The following is a 25,810-nucleotide window of genomic DNA, read 5'->3' on the forward strand; positions in this document are numbered from 1 at the left end:
TTCATAACAATAAATTTTTAGAAAAATAAAAACTGCATTGATTGAATTTTTATTCCGTTTGTTTTGGTTGTCTTGGCGACTATTCGCCGACAATTATATATCAAATCAAATACCAAACAATACAAAGAAACCACGCACACATCATAAGACACAGATTACAACCATCTTACCCGCATAATATAATAAACATGCCAAACACCATTGTTGTGGAAAAAATGTGGAAATTGTGGAGAAATTCCACAACCAAGATATACAATTCCACAATTTCCACAATTAAGAGGCGTCCCGGAAAAATTCAACGAGCCGGGCTATTTGAATCGCAAGCTCTTCGATTTTCGATTCTGCATTCGGCAAAACGAGTAAACTCGTTCTGCTCTCTCTTAACAGAATAGTTCAAACGAACTTGGTTTTTCTCTTAGTTTTCACTACATTTGAATTGTTTTTGATCTATATTTTGATCTATATAAAGTATCAGGAACAGTCCCTTACTACTTTTATAAGGGATTTAAGTTCCGTATGTATCTTTCGAGATGTATGCAATTGACTTGCGAAACCTGAGTAAGGGATCTAAAAATTGGACGAATGGAACAAAAAAAATCACCGGAACAAAGAGTCAGGATAAAAATAGGATTGATATTTCTTGTGGTCATTCTCTATTTTTCCGGATTATTCGTCTACTCTTATTCCCTTAAAAAGAATATGGACCTCCAAAAATTGGAGATGGACAATTCCTATAAAGTCCTGTCCCAGAGTAATCAGTTAATTGTATCCATACAACAGGCACAGGATGTATTGAATATGTACCTCTCATCTCCCCGGCGAGTACTCCAACAGCAATACGATTCTATTTCATCCGACATATCCCTACAAATACTGAATATAAAGAATATGAAGCCGGAGAAGGAGCAAGATGTGCTGCTACAGGATATAGATTCATTACTACAGGAAAAAAACAGGATTGTACGCAGGTTAACGGGACTCTTCAGGTCTCAAAATCCTCTTACGGAACTCGACCAAAAAATCAACAGTTACGATGAAATTATCCAGGATTCTGTCATAGTGATTACCAGTACCGACACGACAAAGGTGGTAGAAGAAACCCCGAAAAAGGGATTTTGGAACCGTCTGAGAAATGTTTTTGACCCCCAACACACACCCGATACAACCATCAATATTATACGAATCGAACAAGAAGCAAGGTCAACCTCAAGAGTAGATACCGTCATGTATGCCGATCTGAAAAATATAACGGAAGAGGCATCGAAGTCCTACTTCACCCGAATACAGGGGATTGAGAGAGAGGTGCGAGAGCTCCTGGTTGCCGAACAAAATATTTCACTCCACATTTCCCAACTTACTAATGAGTTTTATAATGAAACCATCCAGATCGCATGGAGTGGAACAGAAAACAGCGAAAAGCTCACCCAGCGGATTTTCCGGTTTGCCATTGTCGTCGGTGCACTTTCCATCTTTTTTATTCTTATCATTATTTTTTTCATAATTGACGATCTTAATAAAGGACAAAAAGCACGGGCGGACCTGGTAAAGGAGAAACAACTTACGGAAGAATTGATCGAGAGCCGGCACAAATTGCTGTTATCCGTATCGCACGACGTCAAAACACCTCTGAGTTCCATGATGGGATATATGGAAATGTGGGATTCGGAAGAGAGTGACGAAAATAAAAAGCGGCAACTGCAATCTGCCCGCAATTCGGGAAAACACATTCTGAATATGCTGACCAATTTGCTTGAGTTCTCGCGCCTGCAACAGAATTCGGCCAAACTGCACTATAGTCAATTCAACCTTATTGAGTTGATGGAGGATATCACCCGCATGTTCCAACCTTTGACGGATGAAAAATCATTGGACCTGAAGTTGGAAAATCTGGCCTCTTCCCCATTGTATATCAATACAGATTACACAGTCCTAAAACAGATACTTACCAATGTAGTTTCCAACGCCGTGAAGTACACACTCCAAGGCGGTGTCGTTATCCGATTGCAAAATAAAGGCCAACTGGTTTTCACTGTCTCCGATAGCGGTATTGGCATGGATTCCAACGAGCTGCCTGAAATATTCAAGCCTTTTTCCCGCATGCAAAATCCATTGAAAGCAGAAGGGAGCGGCTTCGGAATGTATGTCACAAAAGGATTGGTAGACTTGTTAAAAGGAACTATCGCGGTGACATCGGAGAAAGGAAAAGGAACCTGCGTCACCATCACCCTTCCTATACGACAGGTATCGGGAAAAGATGCGCCGACAGGTAATGGCGGCAACTCCCTTATACCCGGCAGCAACAACTCTGTACAAAAGGAAATACAGTTCCACAAGATACTGCTCTTTGAAGATGATATTGCATTGGGAAATATGATCAGGGAGTATCTTGTCCGCAACGGGTATAAGGTAAAACTATGCAGTAATCCGGATGACGTGAATGGATTTCTGAGAGTAATCTCCTTATTCGACATCGTATTTACCGATATGCAAATGACAAAGATAACGGGGGCGGATATCCTGCGCGAGATCAGGAAAAGAGACAGCCGGATACCTGTATGGTTAATGACGGCCCACGACGACTATTCCACTGAGAGATCTCTTTCGGAGGGATTTTCCGGCTTAATAAGAAAACCTATCCAGATGAGTGGGCTTGCTGATATCCTGTCGAAGGAAAAAAAGATCCTGGATAAGGAGAAAAAAATTCCGGTAGAGGAAGAAAAAAATCATACAAAGAGAGAAAATATCCAGCAACTAGAAAAAATGAATTCTACAGATGGAGGAAATGCCCTTAGTGAGAAATTCCCACAACTTTCCGCTCTTTTTCAGGAAGATGAAGAATCCATCAAAGATATCCTGGGAGGTTTTGTCGGGTCGGCCACTAAAGATATGGACACACTCGCAACATACATCGAAGAGGGCGACTTTGAGAAAGCACAACAACTAAGCCACAGGATTTACCCCTTCTTTAGTCAGCTTGATGCCGATCACATGTGTGTGGTTTTGCGCAAAATGGACAGGCTGCGAGGAGAAGACGAATCATCCTATCCCAATTGGAAAGAAGAGTTATTAAAAACAGTTGAGGAAATAAGAAAATTCACTGTAGATATCAGCAATAACTACTTGTCATAAGATTGTTTCGTTGTAGGAGATCCTCACTCTATAGACCTATATTATACTGATGCATTTTATTGTAGAGTGTTTTCCTGTCGATCTGCAGCAGGACAGCGGCTTTGGTCTTGTTCCCTTTCACCTGCTCAAGTGCTCTCAGTATTCGTTCTTTCTCCTCCTCCGGCTCCACCGAGAGAGAAATATCCATTTTTGGGAATGATTCTTCCTTTCTTGTAGTGAGTAGGGGTAAGCTGTCGGTTGTGATAATGCTACCTCTTGTAAAGAGGACAGCCCTACGGATTACATTTCGTAATTCTCTCAGATTTCCAGGCCAGTGATAGTTCTTCAACACCGCCAGCGCATCGGGGGAAATGACAGCCACCTCCCGGCCAAGTTCCCTATTGGCTTCTTCCCTGAAATGATCTGCATAAGATGGAATATCTTCCTCACATTCCCGCAATGATGGTACCCTGATCATGAATTCATTCAAACGGTGGTAGAGATCCTCCCTGAAATTTCCCTCTTCAATCGCCTTCTCCAGATTTTCATTAGTAGCAGTGATAATCCGCACATCTACATCTAGATCCGTCGAAGTGCCTACCGGCCTCACCCTCTTCTCCTGTAAGGTACGAAGCAACTGCATCTGCACTCCGTAAGGCAGATTACCCACCTCATCAAGGAACAGAGTTCCGCCATGTGCTTCCCGGAAAAAGCCGGTTTTATCTTCTATCGCGGAGGTAAAAGATCCTTTTTTATGCCCGAAAAGTTCACTCGGTGCCAATTCAATCGACAAACTACCGCAATCCACTGCGATAAAGGGACCGCTAGAGCGGTTACTCCGGGTATGTATAAGACGCGCCACATGCTCCTTCCCGGTTCCGCTCTCACCTACGATCATCACCGCCATCTGGGTGGGTGCCACTAAATCGATATGGGTGTACATTTGCAATGAAAGCGGGCTTTGTCCCTCCACAAACACCCTGGTCTCCTTATTATATTTTCTCTCGGGTCGCGGTTTCTCAGGAGGAGCGATATTCTCCTGCTTCACTTCAAAAGCCGCTTCAATCTTTTTTGTAAGGATATCGGGATTGATGGGTTTTTCCAGAAAATCGAAAGCACCCAGTTTGATAGCCGACACAGCCGTCTGGACTTCACCATAACCCGTCATAATAATTACCGGTACTGCCAGACGCTTTTCATTCAGCCAACTCAATAACATAATACCGTCGCCATCAGGCAAACGCAGATCAGAAAGGACTATCTGGAAAGGTTCGGATTGAGAAAGCACCTCCTGGGCTGACACCATGCCTGAACATAGTGTTGCCGAAAACCCGTTCCGTTCGAACCATTTTTGAAGCATAAGCCCAAAAGAACGATCATCTTCAACTATCAGTATTCTTCCGTTCATCACCTCCCCAACCAGTAATGGTGTAAAGATAGTGGTTTTTCAAAAAAATCAGCTAATTTTGACGTCAAAAAGCCACATTTTATATGAACAAATTACCGTTATATGAAGCCGACTCGAGGTTGAAAAGAGTACAACAAACTATCACAGAGATGGAAGCAGACGCCTGCATCATCACTTCATCCGTTAATCAGTACTGGCTCTGTGGATTTATTTTTGACGGATTTATGTTCCTATTCCCGGAAGGGGATCCTATTTTATTTGTGAAACGTCCTTCCAATATTGTGGATGAACGTGCAAAACAGATCCGTAAACCGGAACAGATTCCCGATATGTTACGAGAAATCGGAATATCTTTACCCAAACGCATTCTGGTCGAAGCCGATCAACTCTCATTCAGTGCGGCCACTCGCTTACAAGCGGCATTGGGTATGCCGGAAACTAAGAATATTTCAGGGGAAGTAAGGAAAATACGATCAGTAAAATCTGAATACGAACTGGAGCAGATGCGTGAGAGCGCTAGGATTCACGCCTATGTATATGAATTAATCCCCTCTTTATATCGTGAAGGAATGACCGACCTGGAGCTACAAATAGAAATAGAACGTCAGATGCGCCTCCATGGATCAGTCGGTATCTTCCGCTCCTTCGGTGAGAATATGGATATTTTTATGGGTAGCATGCTGGCCGGAGATAATGCCCAAACAGCATCACCCTATGATTATGCCTTGGGTGGAGCAGGGATCTCTCCATTGCTACCGCTGGGAGCTAACGGCACACTACTCCTGCCAGGTACTACCCTCATGGTAGATATGGCAGGAAACTACCGCCCATGGATGGACGATATGACCCGCACTTTTGCAATTGAGCATACTCCTGATATGGCCTATAAAGTACATCAGGTCTCCATCGATATACATAATGCCATCATGAAGAACTTCCGGGCCGGAGCCCTTTGTTCCGAGCTCTATTTGCTGGCAGAAGAGATAGTCAACCAAAATGGGTTAGCACCCTATTTCATGGGCACTATACAGCAAGCCCAGTTTATTGGTCACGGCGTAGGACTGGAAATCAACGAACCTCCGGTACTTACCCCACGTTCGAGAGAGGTGCTGGAACCGGGAATAGCATTTGCCCTGGAACCTAAATTCGTGCTTCCGGGTATTGGTGCTGTGGGGATAGAGAATACCTACGTGGTACACGAATCGGGCTTTGAAAAGATCACCCTCTGCGAAGAAGCGATGATTGCATTGTCATAAATCCAACTTTCGCATGTATATCCGACTATCTCTATACAACTTGCAAAAAGTTTACTTATTAAAGTATAGCTGTTACCCACTGAAAGCCAAAGAGGCATCTTAGCAAATATTAGCAATTTTACATTATTCTTATTATATTTGCAGCCAAACATTGGATGTCATCGATGAAAAACTGTTTGGCTATATTTTTTTTCCTGTGCCATTTCCTACCGGCGTTTCCTGTACATTTTAAACACATCGGGATGGGAGAAGGGCTCTCCCAGACGTCTGTGATGTCTATTCATCAGGATATATTAGGACGGATGTGGTTTGGGACACGGGAGGGAATTACCATTTATGATGGGAATAATACCATTGTTTACAAACCCTGGGCGAATGGAGAGAACAGAGGCCCTATGAAAGTGCTCTACGGGAATGAATGTGATTTTATCCGAAGTAACCGGGAGGGAGACGTTTTTTTCAGGACAGACGGTGCTTTGATGCGGTACGATATCCGCAAACAGGAATTCCATATAGTTCGCACGAATGGAGTCAGGACACTCTCTACTTACAAAGGAGATATATGGAGTGTAGTTGAAGATTCGTTATTCACGTATGATCCGAAAGGAGATTCCCTCCAATTCCGGGCGAAAACAAATATTCACTCTGTTTTTTGTATACTGGTTGTATCGGAAAATAAAATATGGCTGGGAGCAAATAACGGCCTTTATCTAATGGAAAAAGGAGCTAGTCCACAAATAATTATTCCCGGTAAAGATATATACAGCATATTTGAAAGTTCCACCAAAGACATCTGGATAGGCTCCCGTATGGAGGGATTGTATAGGATGGCCCCCGACGGGACGACAAGCCTCTATACGGAGGATAACCCCTTAGAAACCCGCATTGCAAGTAACCAGATAAGAGAGTTTGTAGAAGATAATCATGGAAATATATGGTTCGGCACATTCAAAGGATTACAAAAATTCAACCCTTATACCGAAGAATTCTCGCTGTACACGCGTAATAATTTACCCGGAGGATTGAGCCATTCATCCGTATTTTCCCTTTTTTTTGACCGCCAGGAAACAATTTGGGCTGGTACATATTACGGAGGTGTGAATTATTTTAATCCTGAAAGAGATATTTTTTCCCATTACGTAGATAATCCCAATCGTAACGATTGCCTGAACTATCCTTTCGTAGGAAATATGATAGAAGATAAGAACGGGGACCTATGGATATGTACTGAGGGCGGGGGGCTGAATTGGCTGAACCGGAAGAAACAAACCTTTCACTATTTCGTATCGGAAGATCAAAACGGGCCTCCCCATAATAATCTAAAGAGTATCAGTTATGATGAAAAACGGGATATGCTGTACATTGGCACACATACCGGCGGATTATCTAAATTCCATATCCCGACGCAACGTTTCTACCATTACATTGAACAGCCACAAGATCCGACCTCTCCACGTCCCAACGAGATTACCTATCACACGCAAATATATAATGACAATCTTTATGTTTCGGCACGAAACGGGCTTTTCCGGATGGATCTGAAAACAGAAAAATTCACCTATCTGGAACGTTATTGCGTGAACTTTTTTATCGATTCAAAAGGGTATTTGTGGTATTCCCATTCAGGCAATCTCACCCGAATGAATCTAAATGACCCTTCCGACGTAAAAGAAATTTCGCTGACCAAGCACGGGATACGTTTCGGCGTAACCAGAATAATTGAATACGAGGGAAGTATCTACTTTGGCACGAGAGGATCAGGACTTTATAGATATAACGATGCAGATGACACTTTTACGGCCTATACCGTTTCAAGCGGACACCTTATGAGCAACTATTGCTATAATATAGCGCAGACAAGAAGCGGGGCCCTGTTAATAACCGGGGATAAAGGTGTCACATTTTTTAATCCGCAACAGGAAACTTCCCGGTTCGTCAGATTGGGAGTACCCCTTCCCATTACCTCTATTACCGAGGGATGCGGGGTCTTAATATGCAGTGATGACGAGATATTCATAGGAGGCGCAGACGGGCTTACCTCTTTTAAGGAGGCGGAACTTGACCTGCCCAAAAAGGAATATACTCTTTATTTTTCCGATATCTATGTTCATAACGAACAACTTACCCCGGGGGACAATTCACATGTTTTATCTCAGGCACTGCCTTTTACGGATAAGATCGATCTGGCATACGACCAGAATAACATTGTTATTAATTTTGCTTCAACCAACTACGTGAACATTCAGCGCAACAATGAATATGAATACATGCTGGAAGGGTTTGATGCCGGATGGAACCCGACTAATCTCAACAGCATCTATTATACAAACCTTAACCCCGGTTCTTACCGGCTCATTGTGCGGGAAAAAGAATCGTCTTTCGATGCTCCGCCCGTACAGGAAATATCTTTGTATATCCATATTTCACAACCATGGTATAACACGGTGTGGGCATGGATAGCCTATATGCTGGTTACTTTCTCAGTGCTTGCATTTATTGTCCATACACGTAATTCACGCCGCGCTTTGGCGTTGTCGTTAGAAAAAGAGAAGCAGGAAAAAGAGCGCAACGAAAAACTTACACAGGCCAAACTGCGTTTCTTCACCAATATCAGCCATGAATTCAGGGTACCATTAACCCTTATAATCAGCCAGATAGACCTTCTTTTTCAAAGCACATCCTTATCTCCCACAGTATATAATAAGATTCTGAAAATCAGCAAAAATGCGAACCGTATGCGGGGACTCATCAGTGAATTACTGGAATTCCGGAAATTAGAGCAGCACTTTGTCTCATTACGTGTTTCTGAGCAGAACCTCATCCCTTTCCTGAAAGATGTCTATCTGTCATTCCGTGAATTGGCTGCGCAGAAACAAATCAGTTATCATATATCCACTTCAAGTAATGAACTATTCCTTTGGTTTGATGCATATCAATTGCAGAAAGTGTTCTTCAATTTAATTTCCAATGCGTTTAAATACGTCCGGGAAGCAGGGTCTGTAGACCTGGTAATAAAAGAGGAGGAAGAAACAGTCACAGTTCAGGTGATTGATAATGGGATCGGACTATCGCCGGAAGAGTCCCGGAGAGTTTTTGATCTTTTCTATCAGGCCGAGAACGGTATCTCATCTTCAGGTTCAAATCCGGGAACCGGAATCGGGCTAGCCCTGAGTCAGAACATCATACAACTACATCACGGAGAGATCACAGTGCAAAGTGAACGCGATTACGGCACCATATTCAGTGTGAAGTTGCTAAAAGGAAAAGCTCATTTCGAAAAAGACGGCAAAACAGTGGTATTGGATCACCCGGAAGAACCCACAATGAAAGAAGGAGCATTGCCTGAATTACTTACGGAGGAAGATTACGAGAAAATGGCCAAAACCTTTCCGGAAACAGAGGAAGGAAAGAAATATACGGTATTGCTTGTCGAAGATAATGAGGAACTGCTCCAGATGCTCCGTACCCTTTTCACTCCTCTTTACAGGGTACTACAAGCCCATGATGGAAAAGAGGGGTTGGAAATAGCCATGAAAGAAAAGCCCGATCTGATAGTAAGCGATGTCATGATGCCCCGAATGACCGGAACAGAAATGTGCATGCATATCAAAAACAATATCGACCTGAGCCATATCCCTGTGATATTGCTTACCGCCCTGGATAGTGTCGAACAAAACATAGAAGGGTTACAACAAGGAGCGGATGATTATATAGGAAAACCTTTTCATTCAAAAATGCTTTTGATCCGATGTAATAATATTATCCGGAACCGGCTGCTGATGCAGCGCAGATTGAGCGAACAACCTGACTTCGACTTGTCCTCACTGGCACTCAATTCACTGGATCAAAACTTACTAAAACGGATTAATCAAGCAATCGACGAACATCTCGACGATCCGGAATTTGATGTGGACAGATTAGCTACGGATGCCGGATTAAGCCGCAGCTCCCTTTTCTCCAAATTCAAGGCGTTAACAGGCATGACTCCGAATGAGTTCATCCGGAACCAACGCCTTAAACGTGCCGCCATTTTATTGTGTGAACATCAGGAGTTACAAGTTACAGAGATCGCCGAACAACTGGGATTTGGCTCTTCGGTTTATTTCAGTAGGGTTTTCAAGACCAAATACGGTGTTTCTCCCGCACAATACAGGAAAAAACAAGCTTAACCATTTAGCCTCCTTCCCACTTATATTAAAAACCCGTACCGGGACAATCTGTGCTACTTTTTTGGATGATCTATACACCCTTTCTATAGTATCCTCTCTAATTTTGTTTAAAATTTGGATATACTATGAAGGGATTCGCTATTTTATTATTTGCTTTTTTGTGCACGATTACAGCGGAAGCATCACGGAGAGAAATCCGTATAAACGATGACTGGCAGTTTCGCTTTTCGTGGCAGGTGCAGAAAGACTCAGAACGAAGGGTAGACCTTCCTCACACATGGAACGCGCAGGATGCATTGTCAGGTAAGCAAGACTATCATCGTGGAGTTGGCAACTACCGAAAAAAACTTTCAATAGGCGAAGAACTGAAAGGGAAGCGCCTTTACCTCCGCTTTGAAGGGGCTAATACAGTCACCAATCTTTTTATCAACCAAAATCATGTGGGAGAACATAGGGGAGGCTATGGTGCTTTTGTATTTGATATCACCGAATATGTGGATTACGGGAAAGAGAACGAAATACTTGTTCGCGTAAATAATGCACTCCAGCTCGATATCATGCCGTTGGTCGGAGATTTCAATTTTTACGGCGGAATTTACCGTGATGTGTACTTCATCATTACCGAAGAACAACATATTTCACTGACCGACTATGCTTCACCGGGCGTGTATCTGATACAGGATAAGGTATCAAAAGAGAGTGCTGATGTAACAGCCCGTATAAAGTTGAGCAATTATGCCAATGCGCAGAATGCCACTTTGACATTGAATATATACGACGGCATTAAAAATATCCTAACGAAACAGAAAGAAATTCAACTTCAACAGGGAGAAAATTTACAGGAAGAAATCAGTTTCTCAATCAATAAACCGCGCCTCTGGAATGGAAAGCAGGATCCTTTCAGCTACAGGGCAGAAATAGTTTTATCTATGAACGGTGAAGTAAAAGACAAAGTTACCCAATCCCTTGGATTACGCTACTACCATGTAGATGCTGATAAAGGATTCTTCCTCAACGGTGAACATATCAAGTTGAAAGGTATCTGCCGCCACCAGGACAGGGCTGAGGTAGGAAATGCACTCCATCCGATGCATCACGACGAGGATATGGAGATTATTCTGGAGATGGGGACGAATGCTATGCGCTTAGCCCACTATCCGCAAGCCACCTATTTTTATGACCTGGCAGACAAGAACGGACTGATTGTCTGGGCAGAAATACCTTTTATTGGCCCCGGAGGCTATGCCGAGCAGGGATATGTGAATCAACCCTCTTTCAGGGAAAATGGCAAAGAGCAATTAATCGAACTCATCAGGCAACACTATAACCACCCCTCTATTTGCATGTGGGGATTGTATAACGAATTGAAAACCGAAGGCGACAACCCCGAAGAGTATGTCGCAGAACTAAACGCCCTGGCGCATAAGGAAGACCCTACACGTCCCACAGTAGCCGCCAGTTTCCTGGGCGACGATAATAACTTGAACAGACAAAGCGACCTAGTAGGGTGGAATAAATATTATGGATGGTATGGAGGCAGTTTTTCCGATATGGCCATATGGGGCGACCGTATCCACGGCAATTTCCCGGAATACAAAATTGCTATCAGTGAATATGGTGCAGGTGCCAGCATTTATCATCAACAGGAAGAAGTAAAAGCAGGATCAGCCTCCGGATGGTGGCATCCCGAGAACTGGCAGACAGCCTATCACATAGGCAACTGGAAAGCGATCAATGAACGCCCCTTCATCTGGGGGTCATTTATATGGAACCTGTTTGATTTCGGAGCAGCCCATCGTACCGAGGGTGACCGGCCGGGAATCAATGACAAGGGATTGGTTACTTTCGACCGGAAAGTCAAGAAAGACGCTTTCTTCTTCTATAAAGCCAACTGGAATAAAGAAGAACCGTTCGTATATATTGCAGATCGCCGCCATACTAACCGGACAAATACCAAAACAACCGTAACTGTTTTCACGAATCTCCCTGAAGCTGAATTATGGATAAACGGCAAAAGCATGGGGAAACAAAAAGCCAATACTTACGCCACAATTATCTGGGAGAATATCTCACTGGAGAAAGGCAGGAACAATATAGAAGTAAAAGCAGACTCCGCAAAACACCTTTACACAGATTTTACAGAATGGTTCCTTCAATAAATTTATGGTTTCGATATAGTTAAAGTGTCCATGCTGGACGATTGATACAAGTTAAAAAGACAATTTGTGCACATCCACACTCCTCAAATAGGGTATGTTTGCAACATATTTTACAAAAAAATAAATTTCAATCCGAATAAAGTTAAAAACTAAAAATTACACAATTAATATATTATTATAAATTCGCGGCTTTTGCCCTACCCAAAAATATGAGGGCTTAGTCTATAATCCTGTGATTTATATAGAATACCTAATGTACAAATTCAAAAAAATTAAAAGTTAAAAACATTTTTCAACCTAAAAACATGCATTTATATGAAAATCAGTAATCTATCAAGGGGTAGGATAAAATTATTCTTCACCATTACATTTGTTTCTGTTTTTTTATTGTTAAGCATGCATAACAGTTATGCAAGCGGAGTATTGAGTGACGGAGAGTCATCCGCCGTTCAACAACAGAAAAAACAGGTTACGGGGGTTATTGTGGATAGCTACAATGAACCTCTTATTGGCGTTAACATTATAGAAAAAGGCACGACAAACGGTACGGTAACCGACATTGACGGGAATTATTCTTTAAGTGTCGCAGAGAATGCCGTTCTTCAGATTTCCTATATCGGTTATCTGACTCAGGAGGTCAATACTGCAGGTAGAACAACAGTGAATATTACTTTGCAGGAAGATACCCAGGCGTTGGAAGAAGTGGTCGTAGTAGGATACGGTACTCAAAAGAAGGTTAACCTTTCCGGATCTGTTGCTTCAGTTAATATTGAAGATATGGCAGAAAAAAGGCCTATTTCCAACGTTTCCACTGCTCTCTACGGAACAGCTCCCGGGGTTTATGTTAATTCCGGCAATAATAGGCCTTCCAATGCAGGGGATGCAACAATTCAAGTTCGTGGACAAGGGACATTGAATAACTCATCCCCCCTGGTTATTGTGGATGGCGTGGAAAGTAATATGAGCAGTGTCAATCCCCAGGATATTGCTTCAATTTCAATTTTAAAAGATGCCGCTTCATCTGCCATCTACGGATCAAGGGCAGCCAACGGGGTTATTCTTATAACGACAAAGAAAGGTTCTGCCGGCCATATGCGTTTAGACTATAATGGATACGTTTCTTTTGAAACATTGAATAAACCTTTTGATCTGGTCACAAATTATGCAGATTACATGGAGTATCTGAATGAAGGGTTGTTAAACAGTAATAAACCCCGTCAATTCTCCGATGCAATTATTAAAACATGGAGGGACCATGAGAATGATGCCGACAAGACAAAATATCCCAATACGGATATTTTTGACGTATACCAAACCGGAATTGCACAACAGCATAACATTTCGGCTTCGGGGGGAACCGACAAACTGACATTCTTCACCTCTTTCAATTATCTGAACAATCCCGGTATTTTGGAAAATACAGGATATGAACGTTATTCTTTGCGTACAAATATCGACGCACAAATAAAAGATTTTCTGAAAATCGGAACGAATGTGAATGGATATTACTCCACTACCCCGATTATCAGTGACGCCATCAATGATATTTACACCTATGCGATGAGTGGAGGTAACCCGGGGATACCTCTTTTGGATGATCAGAATCGGTTAGGTATTAACGCGAATGTGGAGGACGACCCTCAGAATGCCACCAATAACCCTTATCTACGGTTAAGGAACCGGGCAGGTGATATTGATACTTACAATTTCAGATCGCGGTTCTATGGAGTATTGACTCCGTTCAAAGGACTGACAATACAGGGCTCTTACTCCTTTGAATACTGGGAGGAAGCCAAAACAAGCAAGCCGGTTTTTGTACCGATGTGGAATTTCCAGACCGGAGCATTGCATACCGATGGAAAGGGACAGACCAGCATCATGAACCGGGAAGAAAAAAGGCTCAGAAATCTGGGAGATATCACGGCCCTCTACGACACTAAGCTAGCTAATGATAAACTCGGGCTTACGGTATTGTTGGGAGCAAGCCAGGAGCAATTCCACCGCGGATACCACCAGGTAACCCGTAATGACCTGCTCGATCCTTCATTGTGGGTTATAGACGGAGCCATCGGAGAATCCTCTTCAAGCGGTAATGCTACTGAGTGGGCGATGCAATCATACTTTGGCCGTGTAAATTTATCATGGGAGGATAAATATCTTTTCGAAGCCAATTTACGTCGTGACGGTTCATCACGTTTCTTAGGAAATAACCGGTGGGGAGTATTTCCCTCTTTCTCTGCGGCATGGCGTATTTCAGAAGAGAATTTCCTGAGAAATACAGACTGGTTGGATAACCTGAAAATCCGTGCTTCATATGGTACTCTAGGAAATAATGCCTTAGGAACAAACAAGGATTTAGATGGTAATTACTCCGCTCAATCTACTTATGCACAATCAAACTATGTCCTGGGTCGCACGGTTATAATGGGACTTTCCCAGACTGCATTAGCCAACGCCAATCTGACATGGGAAACTGTATCCATGACCAATATTGGTGTTGATTTCAATGCATTGAGGAATCGTTTATCGGTTACTGCAGAGTGGTTCAACAAATATACCAGAGACATTCTTATTGATTTACCGGCACCGCGCGTCCACGGAAATGCTTCGTTGCCACGCCAAAATGCGGCCGAAGTCAGCAACAAGGGTGTTGAAGTTGCTGTCACCTGGAACGACCGTTTAGGAAAAGATTTCAACTACAATGTAGGGTTTAACGTAACTCATATAAACAATAAAGTAGAAAAATTCAAAGGAGATGACAGATCCATTGATGGTAGCAGAATGATTCAGGAAGGATATCCCATCAGGACCTTATACATCCTTGAAGTGGATCGTCTTATTACTACAGATGAAGACCTGGCTTATGTACAATCCATGGTAGACAATGCTCCTGCAGGAAAAACAGTATTTCCATGGGGAAGGCCTCAAAAGGGTGATATACTCTATAAGGACACAGACGGAGATGGTGTGTTAAGTGATAACGACAGGGTAGCAGTCGGTCATGGAAACAGTCCGAAATGGACTTTCGGTATGAGTTTAGGAGCGGAATGGAGAGGAATTGATTTCTCTATGTTGCTGCAAGGACAAGCCGGATTAAAAGATGTATATCACAGTAATCTTTACCGTTCTACAGTACGGGTAGGATACCAATTGAATAAAGATGTGATCGATAACAGATGGTATGAAGGTCGTGAAACACCTGCAAAATATCCCAGATTACTGGATTACAGTGATACCAGAAATGAACGTGGGTCAACATTGTGGGTGGCAAACAAAGACTATCTGAAAATCCGTAACATCCAATTGGGATACACATTGCCTAAACATATATCTCAGAAAGCATTGATGGAAAGAGTAAGGGTTTATACCAGTTTGGAAAACTTCTTCACTTTTACCAACTGGAAAGGATATGATCCTGAAATCAGTGGGGTCACTTATCCCACTATGCGTGAAGTTGTATTTGGTTTAAATGTAACTTTCTAATTCGTTAACAATATCAAAAACAGAAAAATATGAGAAAAATATATTTATTCATCATCGTCGCATTTATTGCTATGAATGGGTGTTATGATTTAGACAGATCACCCTTTGACCAGCTTAGTTCGGCCACGTTCTGGAAGACCGAAGATCAATGTAAACAAGGTTTAATGGGGGTATATGCTACATTTAAAAGAACCGACCTGTATGGCAAACAATTCCTTACAGACATCAATTCTGACGTGGCAGTAGGTTACGACCAGTATGAAGCGTTAATTTTAGGCACAGCCACACCCACTACCGGTTTTCTGAATGGTAAATGGCAAAATGGATATAATTCGATTCAAGGTGCAAATTTGGCTATCCGGGGTATTTCATCATCCGAAATTGACGAAGAGACAAAAAAGATGCTTATTGGAGAGGCTAAATTCCTGCGTGCACTGGCCTATTTCCACTTGTTTGACTATTTTGGCGGTCTTCCGATTTATGATGAAACCACTAATCTGGAAACAGACATCAATAATCTTGATAAACCTCGTAGTAGTGCCGAAGATACCCGGCAATTCATAATAAAAGATTTGCAGGATGCAACCCAGGCAGGATTACCCGATAAATGGGATGCAGCGAATTACGGCCGTGCCACCAAAAGCTCGGTGTATGCATTATTAGGAAAAGTCCAACTCTACAACAAAGATTACCAGGCTGCTATCAACTCCTTCGAAGAGGTATTAAAACCCCAATACGGACATTCTCTTCATCCTGATTTTGCAGAACTGTTTACACCTGCCGGCAACGGATCGCCTGAAGCAGTTTTCACCATCGTAAATATTGGTAATATCGGACAAATGTATGGTATGCCTTTCGCTTTCTATGCAGGAACCCGTAATACCCGTGGTAGCTGCTGGAACAATACGGTTCCCTCTACAGGATTGGCGGATATGTATGAATATAAAGACGGAAGACCGTTTGACTGGAATGAGTTGTTCCCGGGATATACCACTAGTAACGATGTAAAAGAGCGTGTATGGCGCTGTCTATCCACTGATGACGGAACAAGAATTCTTGAGATTCCTGAAGAAGCCGAAACTATCATGGAAATGTATGAACAGCGTGACCCTCGTATGAGTGCTACTCTGATCATGCCTTATACCAAATATTTAGGATGGTACTCAAATGCTCCGAGAGAAATGGATTTCTATTTCGCTAAAAAAGCGGACGGAGGTATTGTCGGCTTGAACGAAGCTAACGGATTTATGCGTAATAACAGAGGTGGATGGGAAACCTATTTCTGGAGAAAGTATGTTCCGGAAGGTGATTGGGACGGCACAGCCACAAACCGTGAACATACCCCTGTCAACTATAGTATTATTCGCTTAGCGGATGTCTACCTGATGTTAGCAGAATGTTATAATGAAGTAGGCAATCAAGACAAAGCCGTTGAATACATCAACAAAGTACGTGCCCGTGTGGATATGGCCTTGTTAAACAGCGGACCTGCACATCTCGAAGCCCGTACCAAAGAGGAAGTATTCAATCGTATCTTCAAGGAAAAAGCTTATGAATTGGCCAATGAGGGATTCAGGGACAGCGACTTACGTCGTTGGAGATTATCCCACACGATGCTGAACAAAGATGAGCTTGGAATTACCGGTAAACGACTGCTTACCCGTAAATTCAATGAAGATCGTGATTATTTATGGCCTATCCCGAGTGATGAAATCGAAAAGAATGAATCATTAACCCAAAATCCGGGATGGTAATATCATAAATCTTTTACTTATCCGGAGAGAATAATTTCTTTCCGGATAAGTTGTTTTTTATTAATATTTCACTAACTTCGAGCTTACAGTTTCTAGTTTTTTAAAATCGACAAAATGAGCGTGTTTCTCCGACTTGTTAATCATGACCCCGAAGATTTCTTTATCCTCAATGGCAATAATATCAACGACCACGGGGGTGAATCCGGAGAGTTTGCTATACAGATAAAAGAGATAAAAATCCGGCACAGATGTTGGAAAAAACAATTTCAACCTTCAAATCAATATGATACGACTTTGGATTTATAATGTAGTGCTAACTTTATTGTTTTTTTCAATGATATCCTGCTCAAATAAAAAAGAAAAGGAAGAAGAATTAAAACTTTGGTACAATACCCCCGCTTCTATATGGGAAGAAGCGTTACCACTGGGTAATGGACGAATAGGTGCCATGCTGTTCGGTGATCCATTGAATGAAAGGTACCAGTTAAATGAAGAGACATTGTGGTCGGGGTACCCGAAAGACTGCACAAATCCGAAAGCCAAAGAGGCTTTACCACTTATTCGTCAGGCAATAGACAAAGGGGATTACACCGGTGCGGGAGAGTTATGGAAGAAGAATGCACAGGGTCCCTATACTGCACGCTACCTACCTCTTTCCGACCTGTATATACGAATGGCGGAAACCGCAGAAGTAAAAAATATATATAGGGATCTGAATATTTCGAATGCAACGGCGACAGTAAAATTTGAAATGGACGGAGTAAATTATACCCGTACATCATTTATCTCATATCCTGACCAAGTGATGGTTATCCATCTGGAATCAGATAAAAAAAATGCACTCTCATTTGACATATGGCAAGGTAGTGCATTAAAATACAGGGCAGAATCCAACGGAAAAAATCTTTTAATATTGAAAGGTAAAGCCCCTTCATATGTTGCCCACAGACTTGAATTTCCAGATCAGATCGTGTATGACCCTGATGGTGAAGGGATGGAATTTGAGGTACATTCGCGTTTGGTACTGGAGGGAGGATCTTCAGAAGGAAATGATAGTATTATTTCTGTAACAAATGCCCATTCAGCAACTATTATTCTATCAGCGGCCACCAGTTTCAACGGGATTGAAAAATCTCCGGGGCATGAAGGGAAAGATCCTTCGGAAGAGGCGAAGAAATATTTAAAGTCGGCACTGGATCGTAGCTACAAACAGTTACTTGGGTCACATATCCATGATTATCAACAGTTATTCAATAAGGTCCGTTTTTCTCTTGGAAAGAAAGGGAGTTTGCAGGATACATTGACAACAGACCAGAGATTACGGCGTTTTAGTGAAGATGATTCCGATAATGGTTTGGTAGAATTGTATTATCAATATGGTCGTTATCTGGCTATCACCTCGTCGAGACCCGGCGGTAAAGCGTCAAATTTACAAGGCATTTGGAATCAACATATACAACCTCCCTGGGGATCCAATTACACGACAAATATTAATACGGAAATGAACTATTGGCTTACGGAAACAACAAACCTTGCCGAATGCCATCAACCATTGTTCGACCTGATTGAACTTTTATCCCAAAGCGGGGAGAAAACAGCCCAGATAAATTATGGCATACAAAACGGATGGGTTGCCCATCATAATACGGACCTATGGGCACAGACTGTTCCCTCGGGTGGTTATGACAAAGACCCCAAAGCCTCGCCAAGATGGTCGTGCTGGCCCATGGCCGGGGCTTGGTTTTGCCAACATTTATGGGAACATTATGCTTTTGGAGGAGACCGTGATTTTTTGGAAAAACGAGCCTATCCCCTGATGAAAGGCGCTGCCTTGTTTATGCTGGAGTGGTTACAGGAAGATCCCGAGACCGGTTATTTCGTGACAAATCCATCTTCTTCTCCAGAGAACAGTTTTTATTATACCGACGCAAATGGTGTACTTAAAGAGGGAGAGATTGCAAAGGCTTCCACCATGGATATGTCAATGATATGGGATCTGTTCAGTAATTGTATCCGGGCATCGGAAATTTTGGAATTGGACAAAGAGTTTAAAGAGCGACTTATCCATACCAGGGATAACCTCTATCCGTTGCATATTGGCAGTGAAGGCCAACTACAGGAATGGCATGAAGATTTTACGGATGTGGATCCTCAACACAGGCATGTATCTCATTTGTTCGGCCTTCATCCGGGAAAGCAGATCCTGTCAAGGCTTAACCCCGAATTGGCTGCGGCGTGCAAAAGGACACTCGAGATGCGCGGTGACGGAGGAACCGGTTGGGCTATGGCCTGGAAGATAAACTTCTGGGCACGGCTTGAAGATGGAAACCATGCATACCAGATGCTCAAAAGCGGTCTGAGATTTGTAGATGCTACTGATATATCGACCAGAGGTGGAGGCACATATGCCAACTTGTTTGACGCACATCCTCCATTCCAGATTGATGGCAACTTCGGAGGGACGGCAGGTATCACTGAGATGATTTTACAAAGCCATGGGGGAGAAATTTTCCTGTTACCGGCATTGCCGGATAAATGGCAGGATGGCTATATAGAAGGAATACGTGCCAGGGGCGGATTTACAGTCGATCTGGAATGGAAAAACGGACAGATTTCAAGAGTTACAATTCATTCTGCCCTCGGAGGTAATTGCAGGATAAGGACGCACCAGGCACTGACTTCAAAAGATGTAAAATTGAATGAGGCCACAGGCGATAATCCTAATAGTTTTTACTTTGTGGATGAGGAATCCGGTAGAGTTGTTTATTCCGGAACAATAACTCCTTTATCATTAAAGGATAGTTATCTGTTTGACTTTGAAACGACAAAGGGTGCTGAATACGAATTAACAACAGACTCTATGTGATAATATAAAACAGATATGAAACAGGTTTTCTTTGTATTAGTTATATTCTCTATGTTCTACATGGCATCTATTGCTCAGAATAAAGGAGATGAACAGGCAATGCAACAGTTCCAGGACTCCAAGTTCGGGCTGTTCATCCACTGGGGGCTTTATTCTCAAACAGCAGGATTATGGAAAGGTGTTCCTTCCAGAGGAGGTGAACACTTTATGTTGTATGAAAAAATTCCTTTAAAGGAATATGCAGCAATAGCGAAAGAATTCAATCCGACACAATTCAATGCAACCCAATGGGTGAAAACGGCTAAACAAGCCGGGATGAAATATATTGTATTTACAACAAAACATCACGACGGGTTTGCCATGTATGACTCAAAAGTGAGTGATTACAACATCGTAAAAACTACTCCATATGGGAAAGACCCTCTGAAAGAATTGGCAAAAGCATGTAAGGACGAAGGCATTATGTTGGGTTTATATTATTCTTTGGGCCGTGACTGGGAAGATCCCGATGTGCCCACCAATTGGCCGGAAAAAGCAGGAAGAAGCAATACCTGGGATTATCCCGACGAAGATGCCAAGGATTTGAATGCCTATATTGAGAGAAAAGTCAAACCTCAACTCGTCGAGTTACTCACAAATTACGGAGATATAGCCATGATATGGTTTGATACGCCTGAACTTGTCACTGAAAAACAAAGTGGCGAGATCAGGGAATTAATAGAATCTATACAACCCACCTGTTTAATCAACAGCCGAATCGGGAATAATCTGGGCGACTACTCTATAAAAGAGCAACAATTAACCGATGAGATAAATCCAAATCCATGGGAAACGTGTATCACCATGGGCAAAAATTGGGGATATAATCAATTTGACACGGTATACAAAGAGCCGGAAATCCTGATCAGGAGTTTTGTGGATGTAGTGAGTAAAGGCGGTAATTTATTGCTTAACATAGGCCCGACAAGAAAAGGGACATTCCCCTCACTTACAAGACCGGGGTTAGACTCGTTCCATAATTGGATGGAAATTAATAGTGAAGCAATTTACGAAACAAGGCCATGGCATATTTTCGGGGAAGATTTTAGTGAAAATCAACAAAGGGAAACAGTTGATAAAGAGTTTCATGATGCTGTTTTTGATGCCATTCCCAAAGATAAATACCCCGACTTTAGATTTACCACCAAAGAGGGATGCCTCTATATTATAGCAAGACATGTGTATGACACTGATTTTGTAATAAAATCATTAGATAAAACCAGGAATATAAAACAGATTGGGCTGTTAGACGAAGGCTATCAACTGAATTGGGAATATGTAGATGGTGGTGTTCGGATTCAGGTACCAAGTGACATGATCCAAAAACAAACCATTCCTATTTACACGATAAAAGTAGAACTATAAATTACACTTTCACGACATGAAGATCCTCTTTCATTCAATTTTACCATTTTTGTTTATCTGCTCCATTCCTGTTCATGCATACACTGAAAAGGATTTGCTGCAAAAAGCAGCCTCACTGGAGCAAATAAAATCTGCATTAATCTCCGATCAACAATGGGTGCCCTACCCCACTTACACTGACCGTGCAGGCTGGGATCAGTTTCTCGGGAATACAAAAGATCATTTTATCAGCGAGGGAGAAAAAAGACTTTCTTATGAATGGCAGGTTGTTCCGGCTACTGCTTATATTGAATTTGAACGAAGCGGTAACCGTCGTATCATGGAAGATCCTTTCGGTCAGAATAACCAGGCTATTGCCGATCTCTTGATGGCAGAGCTGGCTGAAGGAAAAGGCAGGTTTATCGACCAGTTGATCAACGGCGTTTTTTATTCCTGCGAAATGAGTTCATGGGTGTTATCTGCTCATTTGGGACGGGAACAAATATCTCACCGTTCTCTACCCGATAATAAAAAACATGTCATTGATTTAACATCAGGCGACTTAAGTTCACTTCTGGCCTGGGTATATTATTATTTGCATGGAGAATTTGACAAAGTAAATCCGGCTATTTCGGAGCGTCTGCGGCAAGAATTACAGGAACGGACACTGGATACTTTCATGAATGACAGTAGTTTCTGGTGGATGGCCCTTGATTATAAACCAGGCATGATGGTCAACAACTGGAATCCTTGGTGCAATTTCAATGTCCTCCAGACTTTCTTCCTGCTGGAGAACGACCGTGATAAACTTGCCGAAGCGGTTTACCGGACAATGGTTTCGGTAGATAAGTTTATCAACTACACCCACTCCGACGGGGCGTGTGAGGAAGGCCCATCTTATTGGGGACACGCCGCAGGGAAAATGTATGATTACCTGCAAATGCTGTATGACGGCACAGGCGGGAAAGTTTCCATATTCGATGATCCCATGATCAAAAATATGGGGGAATATATCGTTCGCTCTTACGTAGGGAACGGTTGGGTAGTAAATTTCGCAGATGCGTCGGCAAAAGGCGGTGGTAGCGGCCCGTTGATTTACCGTTACGGAAAGGCAGTCAGGAGTGAAGATATGATGCATTTTGCGGCCTATCTGAACAGCAGATCGGAAAAAATAGCGGTTTCATCGGGGCGTGACATTTTCAGGACACTGCAGACCCTTCTTTACTTTGATGAAATGCAACAAGTTATGCCGACGTATAAAACACCATCACACACTTGGTATCCCGAGACGGAATTCTGCTACATGTCGAATAAAAACGGCTTTTTCCTGGCAGCAAAAGGGGGATATAATAACGAAAGCCATAACCACAACGATATTGGTACATTTTCCCTCTATCTCGATACAGTCCCCGTCTTTATCGATGCCGGTGTAGGGACATATACACGCCAGACATTCAGTTCAGAACGTTATTCCATCTGGACGATGCAAAGTAATTATCACAACCTGCCGCTCATCAACGGTGCAGCCCAACCATTCGGGACAAAGTATAAGGCTACCGATGTAAAATTCAATCCGGCGCGTATGCAGTTCTCGGCAAATATAGCGACAGCCTACCCTGAAGAAGCCGGAGTAAAACAGTGGACACGTGCATATACATTAGGTAAAAACGAACTAAAGATAGAAGACCGGTTTGCCCTGAATGGAGCGGAGACTCCTAATCAGGTCAATTTCCTGACCTGGGGGACTGTCGATATCAGTCGTCCGGGAGAAATAATCGTCAAGGTAGAAAGCGTAAATGCACAATTATCATATGATAAGAATATATTTACCCCTGTAATTGAGACGATTACACTTGATGATCCCCGCCTTTCCAATGTATGGGGTAAAGAAATCTATCGGGTTTCATTGAATGCAAAAAAAGTAATCCCTTCGGGAACATATACATACACAATCCATAAAATAAAATAAAATAAAATGAAGAGTTTAGTGATGTCGGTCTTTGTACTCGCACTGGTTTCATGCGGTACAGGAACAAAAGAGGAGAACAATTTTATCCGGGAAAATATCGATTTTGCAGTTGACCAGATCGGCAGAGAGATCGAAGTAATTGAAGCGAGTGACAAATTCCTGAATCCGGTAACATTAAAACAAGACGGCAGCGTCTACTACTGTGGTTATGCCGACTGGCGCAGCGGTTTCTTCCCCGGCTCAGTGTGGTATCTCTATGAGTTGACCGGAGATGAGTCCTATCGCCCTCTGGCACATAAGTATTCAAAAGGCATCGAAGAGGCCAAAAATCTCACCTGGCACCATGACGTAGGCTTCATGGTCTATTGTAGCTTCGGGAACGGTTTACGTCTGACCGGTGAACCCGAATACAAAGATATTATTATCCAGGCGGCAAAATCGCTTTCTACCCGTTTCCGCCCGGTCGCTGGTATTCTGCAATCATGGGACGTCGAGCGTGGATGGCAGTCGGAACGCGGCTGGGAATGTCCCGTAATCATCGACAATATGATGAATCTGGAATTATTGTTCGAAGCTACCAAATTGTCAGACGATCCTTCTTTCCGTGAAATTGCCATCTCGCATGCCAACAGAACGCTGACAGAGCAATTCCGCCCCGATGGAAGCACCTTCCATGTAATTGACTACAGTATGGAGGATGGTTCGGTACGTAATCGCCACACGGCACAGGGATATGCCCACGAATCAACCTGGAGCCGCGGGCAAGCCTGGGCGATCTACGGATTTACCCTCTGCTACCGGGAAACCGGTGACCGGAAATACATCGAGATGGCACTGAAAGCATTCAATTTTATGCGTAACCATAAGGATATGCCCGAAGACTTGATCCCTTACTGGGATATGGATGCGCCGGAAATCCCGAACGAATACCGCGATGCTTCATCCGCAGCAGTCATAGCTTCGGCCTTATATGAAATCAGTACAATGGATGTCGACAATCCACAGCAATACAAGGAATATGCAGACCTCATTATGGAAAGTCTTGCATCACCAGCATATCGTGCGGAACCGGGAACAAACGGCCATTTCCTGCTGATGCACAGCGTAGGAAGTATCCCTCACAACAACGAAATCGATGTTCCTTTGAATTACGCCGATTACTATTTCCTCGAAGCATTGAAACGTAAAAGGGATATTGAAGAGTAATAATCACGAGCCATAAATGAACCCCGTCCATCTGCAGTTATTGCAAATGGACGGAGTGTTTATTTTTTATTTCGATAAATAACGTGATACCTCCTTTATAAGAAATTTATTGAAATTATTATTGACCGATAACTCGATTGGATCATCCAGATTATATTTGCTACAATAGCCGCATATTTTATCCAGTACAGTATATGCATTTTCATATTGCAAGATGGATAATATCAATAATATACCTGATCTTCGAGCTTGAAAAGGAGTGACATATTCCACACCAAACTTTTTCCGGTGCTTATCGATTGCCACGGACAGTAAATGTTTCCGCAACGAGGCATCCATCGTATCTAACACAGAATTCAATGATAAAACATATTCGGTTGTGTAAACTCGTTCTTCACTACCGTCCCACAACGAGGAAAAACTTGGTTGATAACCTTCACCGATGGATTCGTAGTAAACTATCTTATCTTCCAGATTTAGCTTAGCAACATCATCCATATACATATAGTAAAAAGACGGATTACGCTCGTGATGAAAAGAGATCAATTCATCTATATAGTTTGATAACTGAATCGTAAAGTCAAACAGTAATTGATCATTCTGACACGTGGGTAATTCCTCTGATTCCTTCTCACATCCTGCCATTGCAATTAGTGTAAACAGGAGTGACATCCCAAATAACAGTTTTTCCGTTTTCATTGTATATATCTTTAATTGATTGATAAATTTACATGTAGTTCAACATAATACCGCTCACTTGCAAACTCTGTTCACAAGTAGTATCTAAAGCCCGATGGCAGATATGGATTCATATTTTCGGCTAATTCTATGGTAAAAGTATTAAATATTTGATTGTTAATCAAGATAAATAATAAGATACACCCATTCATTTATAAGATGCAAAAAAACTAAAAACGTTGCATGGTTATGGTTAAATTTTTCGCCTTCCTCCGACCGTATCTGTACTACCCTACCAAATCCGGACGGCAGGATAAGGAACACAAAGAACAAGGCAAGTTTTCACCTTTGGCGACGAAAACTTACCTTTA

At 42.4% G+C, this 25,810-nt stretch carries 12 protein-coding genes; 10 read left to right on the plus strand and 2 right to left on the minus strand.

Translation table 11 applies throughout. The features are described 5' to 3' along the window. The first annotated feature begins 582 nt into the window (after positions 1–582). Complete coding sequence (locus PSM36_RS12755) at positions 583–3,129, plus strand: hybrid sensor histidine kinase/response regulator (protein WP_076931248.1); 2,547 nt, start codon at positions 583–585, stop codon at positions 3,127–3,129. Positions 3,130–3,157: 28 nt separating this feature from the next. Here the strand turns inward: PSM36_RS12755 and PSM36_RS12760 are convergent, their stop codons facing one another. After that, a complete protein-coding gene (locus tag PSM36_RS12760) occupies positions 3,158–4,516 on the minus strand; it encodes a sigma-54-dependent transcriptional regulator (RefSeq protein ID WP_076932250.1) in 1,359 nt (452 codons plus the stop codon). Between the two features lie 83 nt (positions 4,517–4,599). Here PSM36_RS12760 and PSM36_RS12765 point away from each other — a divergent pair, with 83 nt between their 5' ends. The 9 genes from PSM36_RS12765 to PSM36_RS12810 all read left to right on the plus strand — a co-directional run bounded on the left by PSM36_RS12765 (position 4,600) and on the right by PSM36_RS12810 (position 24,761). Next, the gene (locus PSM36_RS12765) at positions 4,600–5,772 is read left to right on the plus strand and encodes a M24 family metallopeptidase (protein ID WP_076931250.1); all 1,173 of its coding nucleotides are present in this window, start codon (positions 4,600–4,602) and stop codon (positions 5,770–5,772) included. Between the two features lie 242 nt (positions 5,773–6,014). Further along, entirely contained in the window at positions 6,015–9,941 is a 3,927-nt protein-coding gene (locus PSM36_RS12770) for a hybrid sensor histidine kinase/response regulator transcription factor (protein ID WP_154671026.1), read from the plus strand. 125 nt (positions 9,942–10,066) lie between these two features. After that, on the plus strand, positions 10,067–12,100 hold the full coding sequence (lacZ4, locus tag PSM36_RS12775) for a beta-glucuronidase LacZ4 (protein WP_076931253.1): 2,034 nt from the start codon (positions 10,067–10,069) through the stop codon (positions 12,098–12,100). A 315-nt stretch (positions 12,101–12,415) separates the two neighbouring features. Beyond that, the gene (locus PSM36_RS12780) at positions 12,416–15,583 is read left to right on the plus strand and encodes a SusC/RagA family TonB-linked outer membrane protein (protein ID WP_076931254.1); all 3,168 of its coding nucleotides are present in this window, start codon (positions 12,416–12,418) and stop codon (positions 15,581–15,583) included. A gap of 29 nt (positions 15,584–15,612) precedes the next feature. Continuing rightward, entirely contained in the window at positions 15,613–17,337 is a 1,725-nt protein-coding gene (locus tag PSM36_RS12785; RefSeq protein WP_076931256.1) for a RagB/SusD family nutrient uptake outer membrane protein, read from the plus strand. 334 nt (positions 17,338–17,671) lie between these two features. Continuing rightward, positions 17,672–20,203: a glycosyl hydrolase family 95 catalytic domain-containing protein gene (locus PSM36_RS12795; RefSeq protein WP_154671027.1), complete on the plus strand. Its 2,532-nt coding sequence runs from the start codon at positions 17,672–17,674 to the stop codon at positions 20,201–20,203. Positions 20,204–20,218: 15 nt separating this feature from the next. Then, positions 20,219–21,607, plus strand: a complete 1,389-nt coding sequence (locus PSM36_RS12800; protein ID WP_076931261.1) for an alpha-L-fucosidase — start codon at positions 20,219–20,221, stop codon at positions 21,605–21,607. Positions 21,608–21,623: 16 nt separating this feature from the next. Then, a complete protein-coding gene (locus PSM36_RS12805) occupies positions 21,624–23,555 on the plus strand; it encodes a heparinase II/III family protein (RefSeq protein WP_076931263.1) in 1,932 nt (643 codons plus the stop codon). A 21-nt stretch (positions 23,556–23,576) separates the two neighbouring features. Continuing rightward, positions 23,577–24,761, plus strand: coding sequence for a glycoside hydrolase family 88 protein (locus tag PSM36_RS12810; protein WP_076931265.1), 1,185 nt, complete (start codon positions 23,577–23,579; stop codon positions 24,759–24,761). 66 nt (positions 24,762–24,827) lie between these two features. On the opposite strand, the gene PSM36_RS12815 is transcribed toward PSM36_RS12810, so the two are convergent. Next, positions 24,828–25,460 carry a hypothetical protein gene (locus PSM36_RS12815; protein ID WP_154671028.1) on the minus strand — a complete coding sequence of 211 codons (633 nt, stop codon included), beginning with the start codon at positions 25,458–25,460 and terminating at the stop codon, positions 24,828–24,830. Positions 25,461–25,810: the final 350 nt, after the last annotated feature.

It is taken from the genome of Proteiniphilum saccharofermentans (genome assembly GCF_900095135.1).
Taxonomy (GTDB): domain Bacteria; phylum Bacteroidota; class Bacteroidia; order Bacteroidales; family Dysgonomonadaceae; genus Proteiniphilum; species Proteiniphilum saccharofermentans.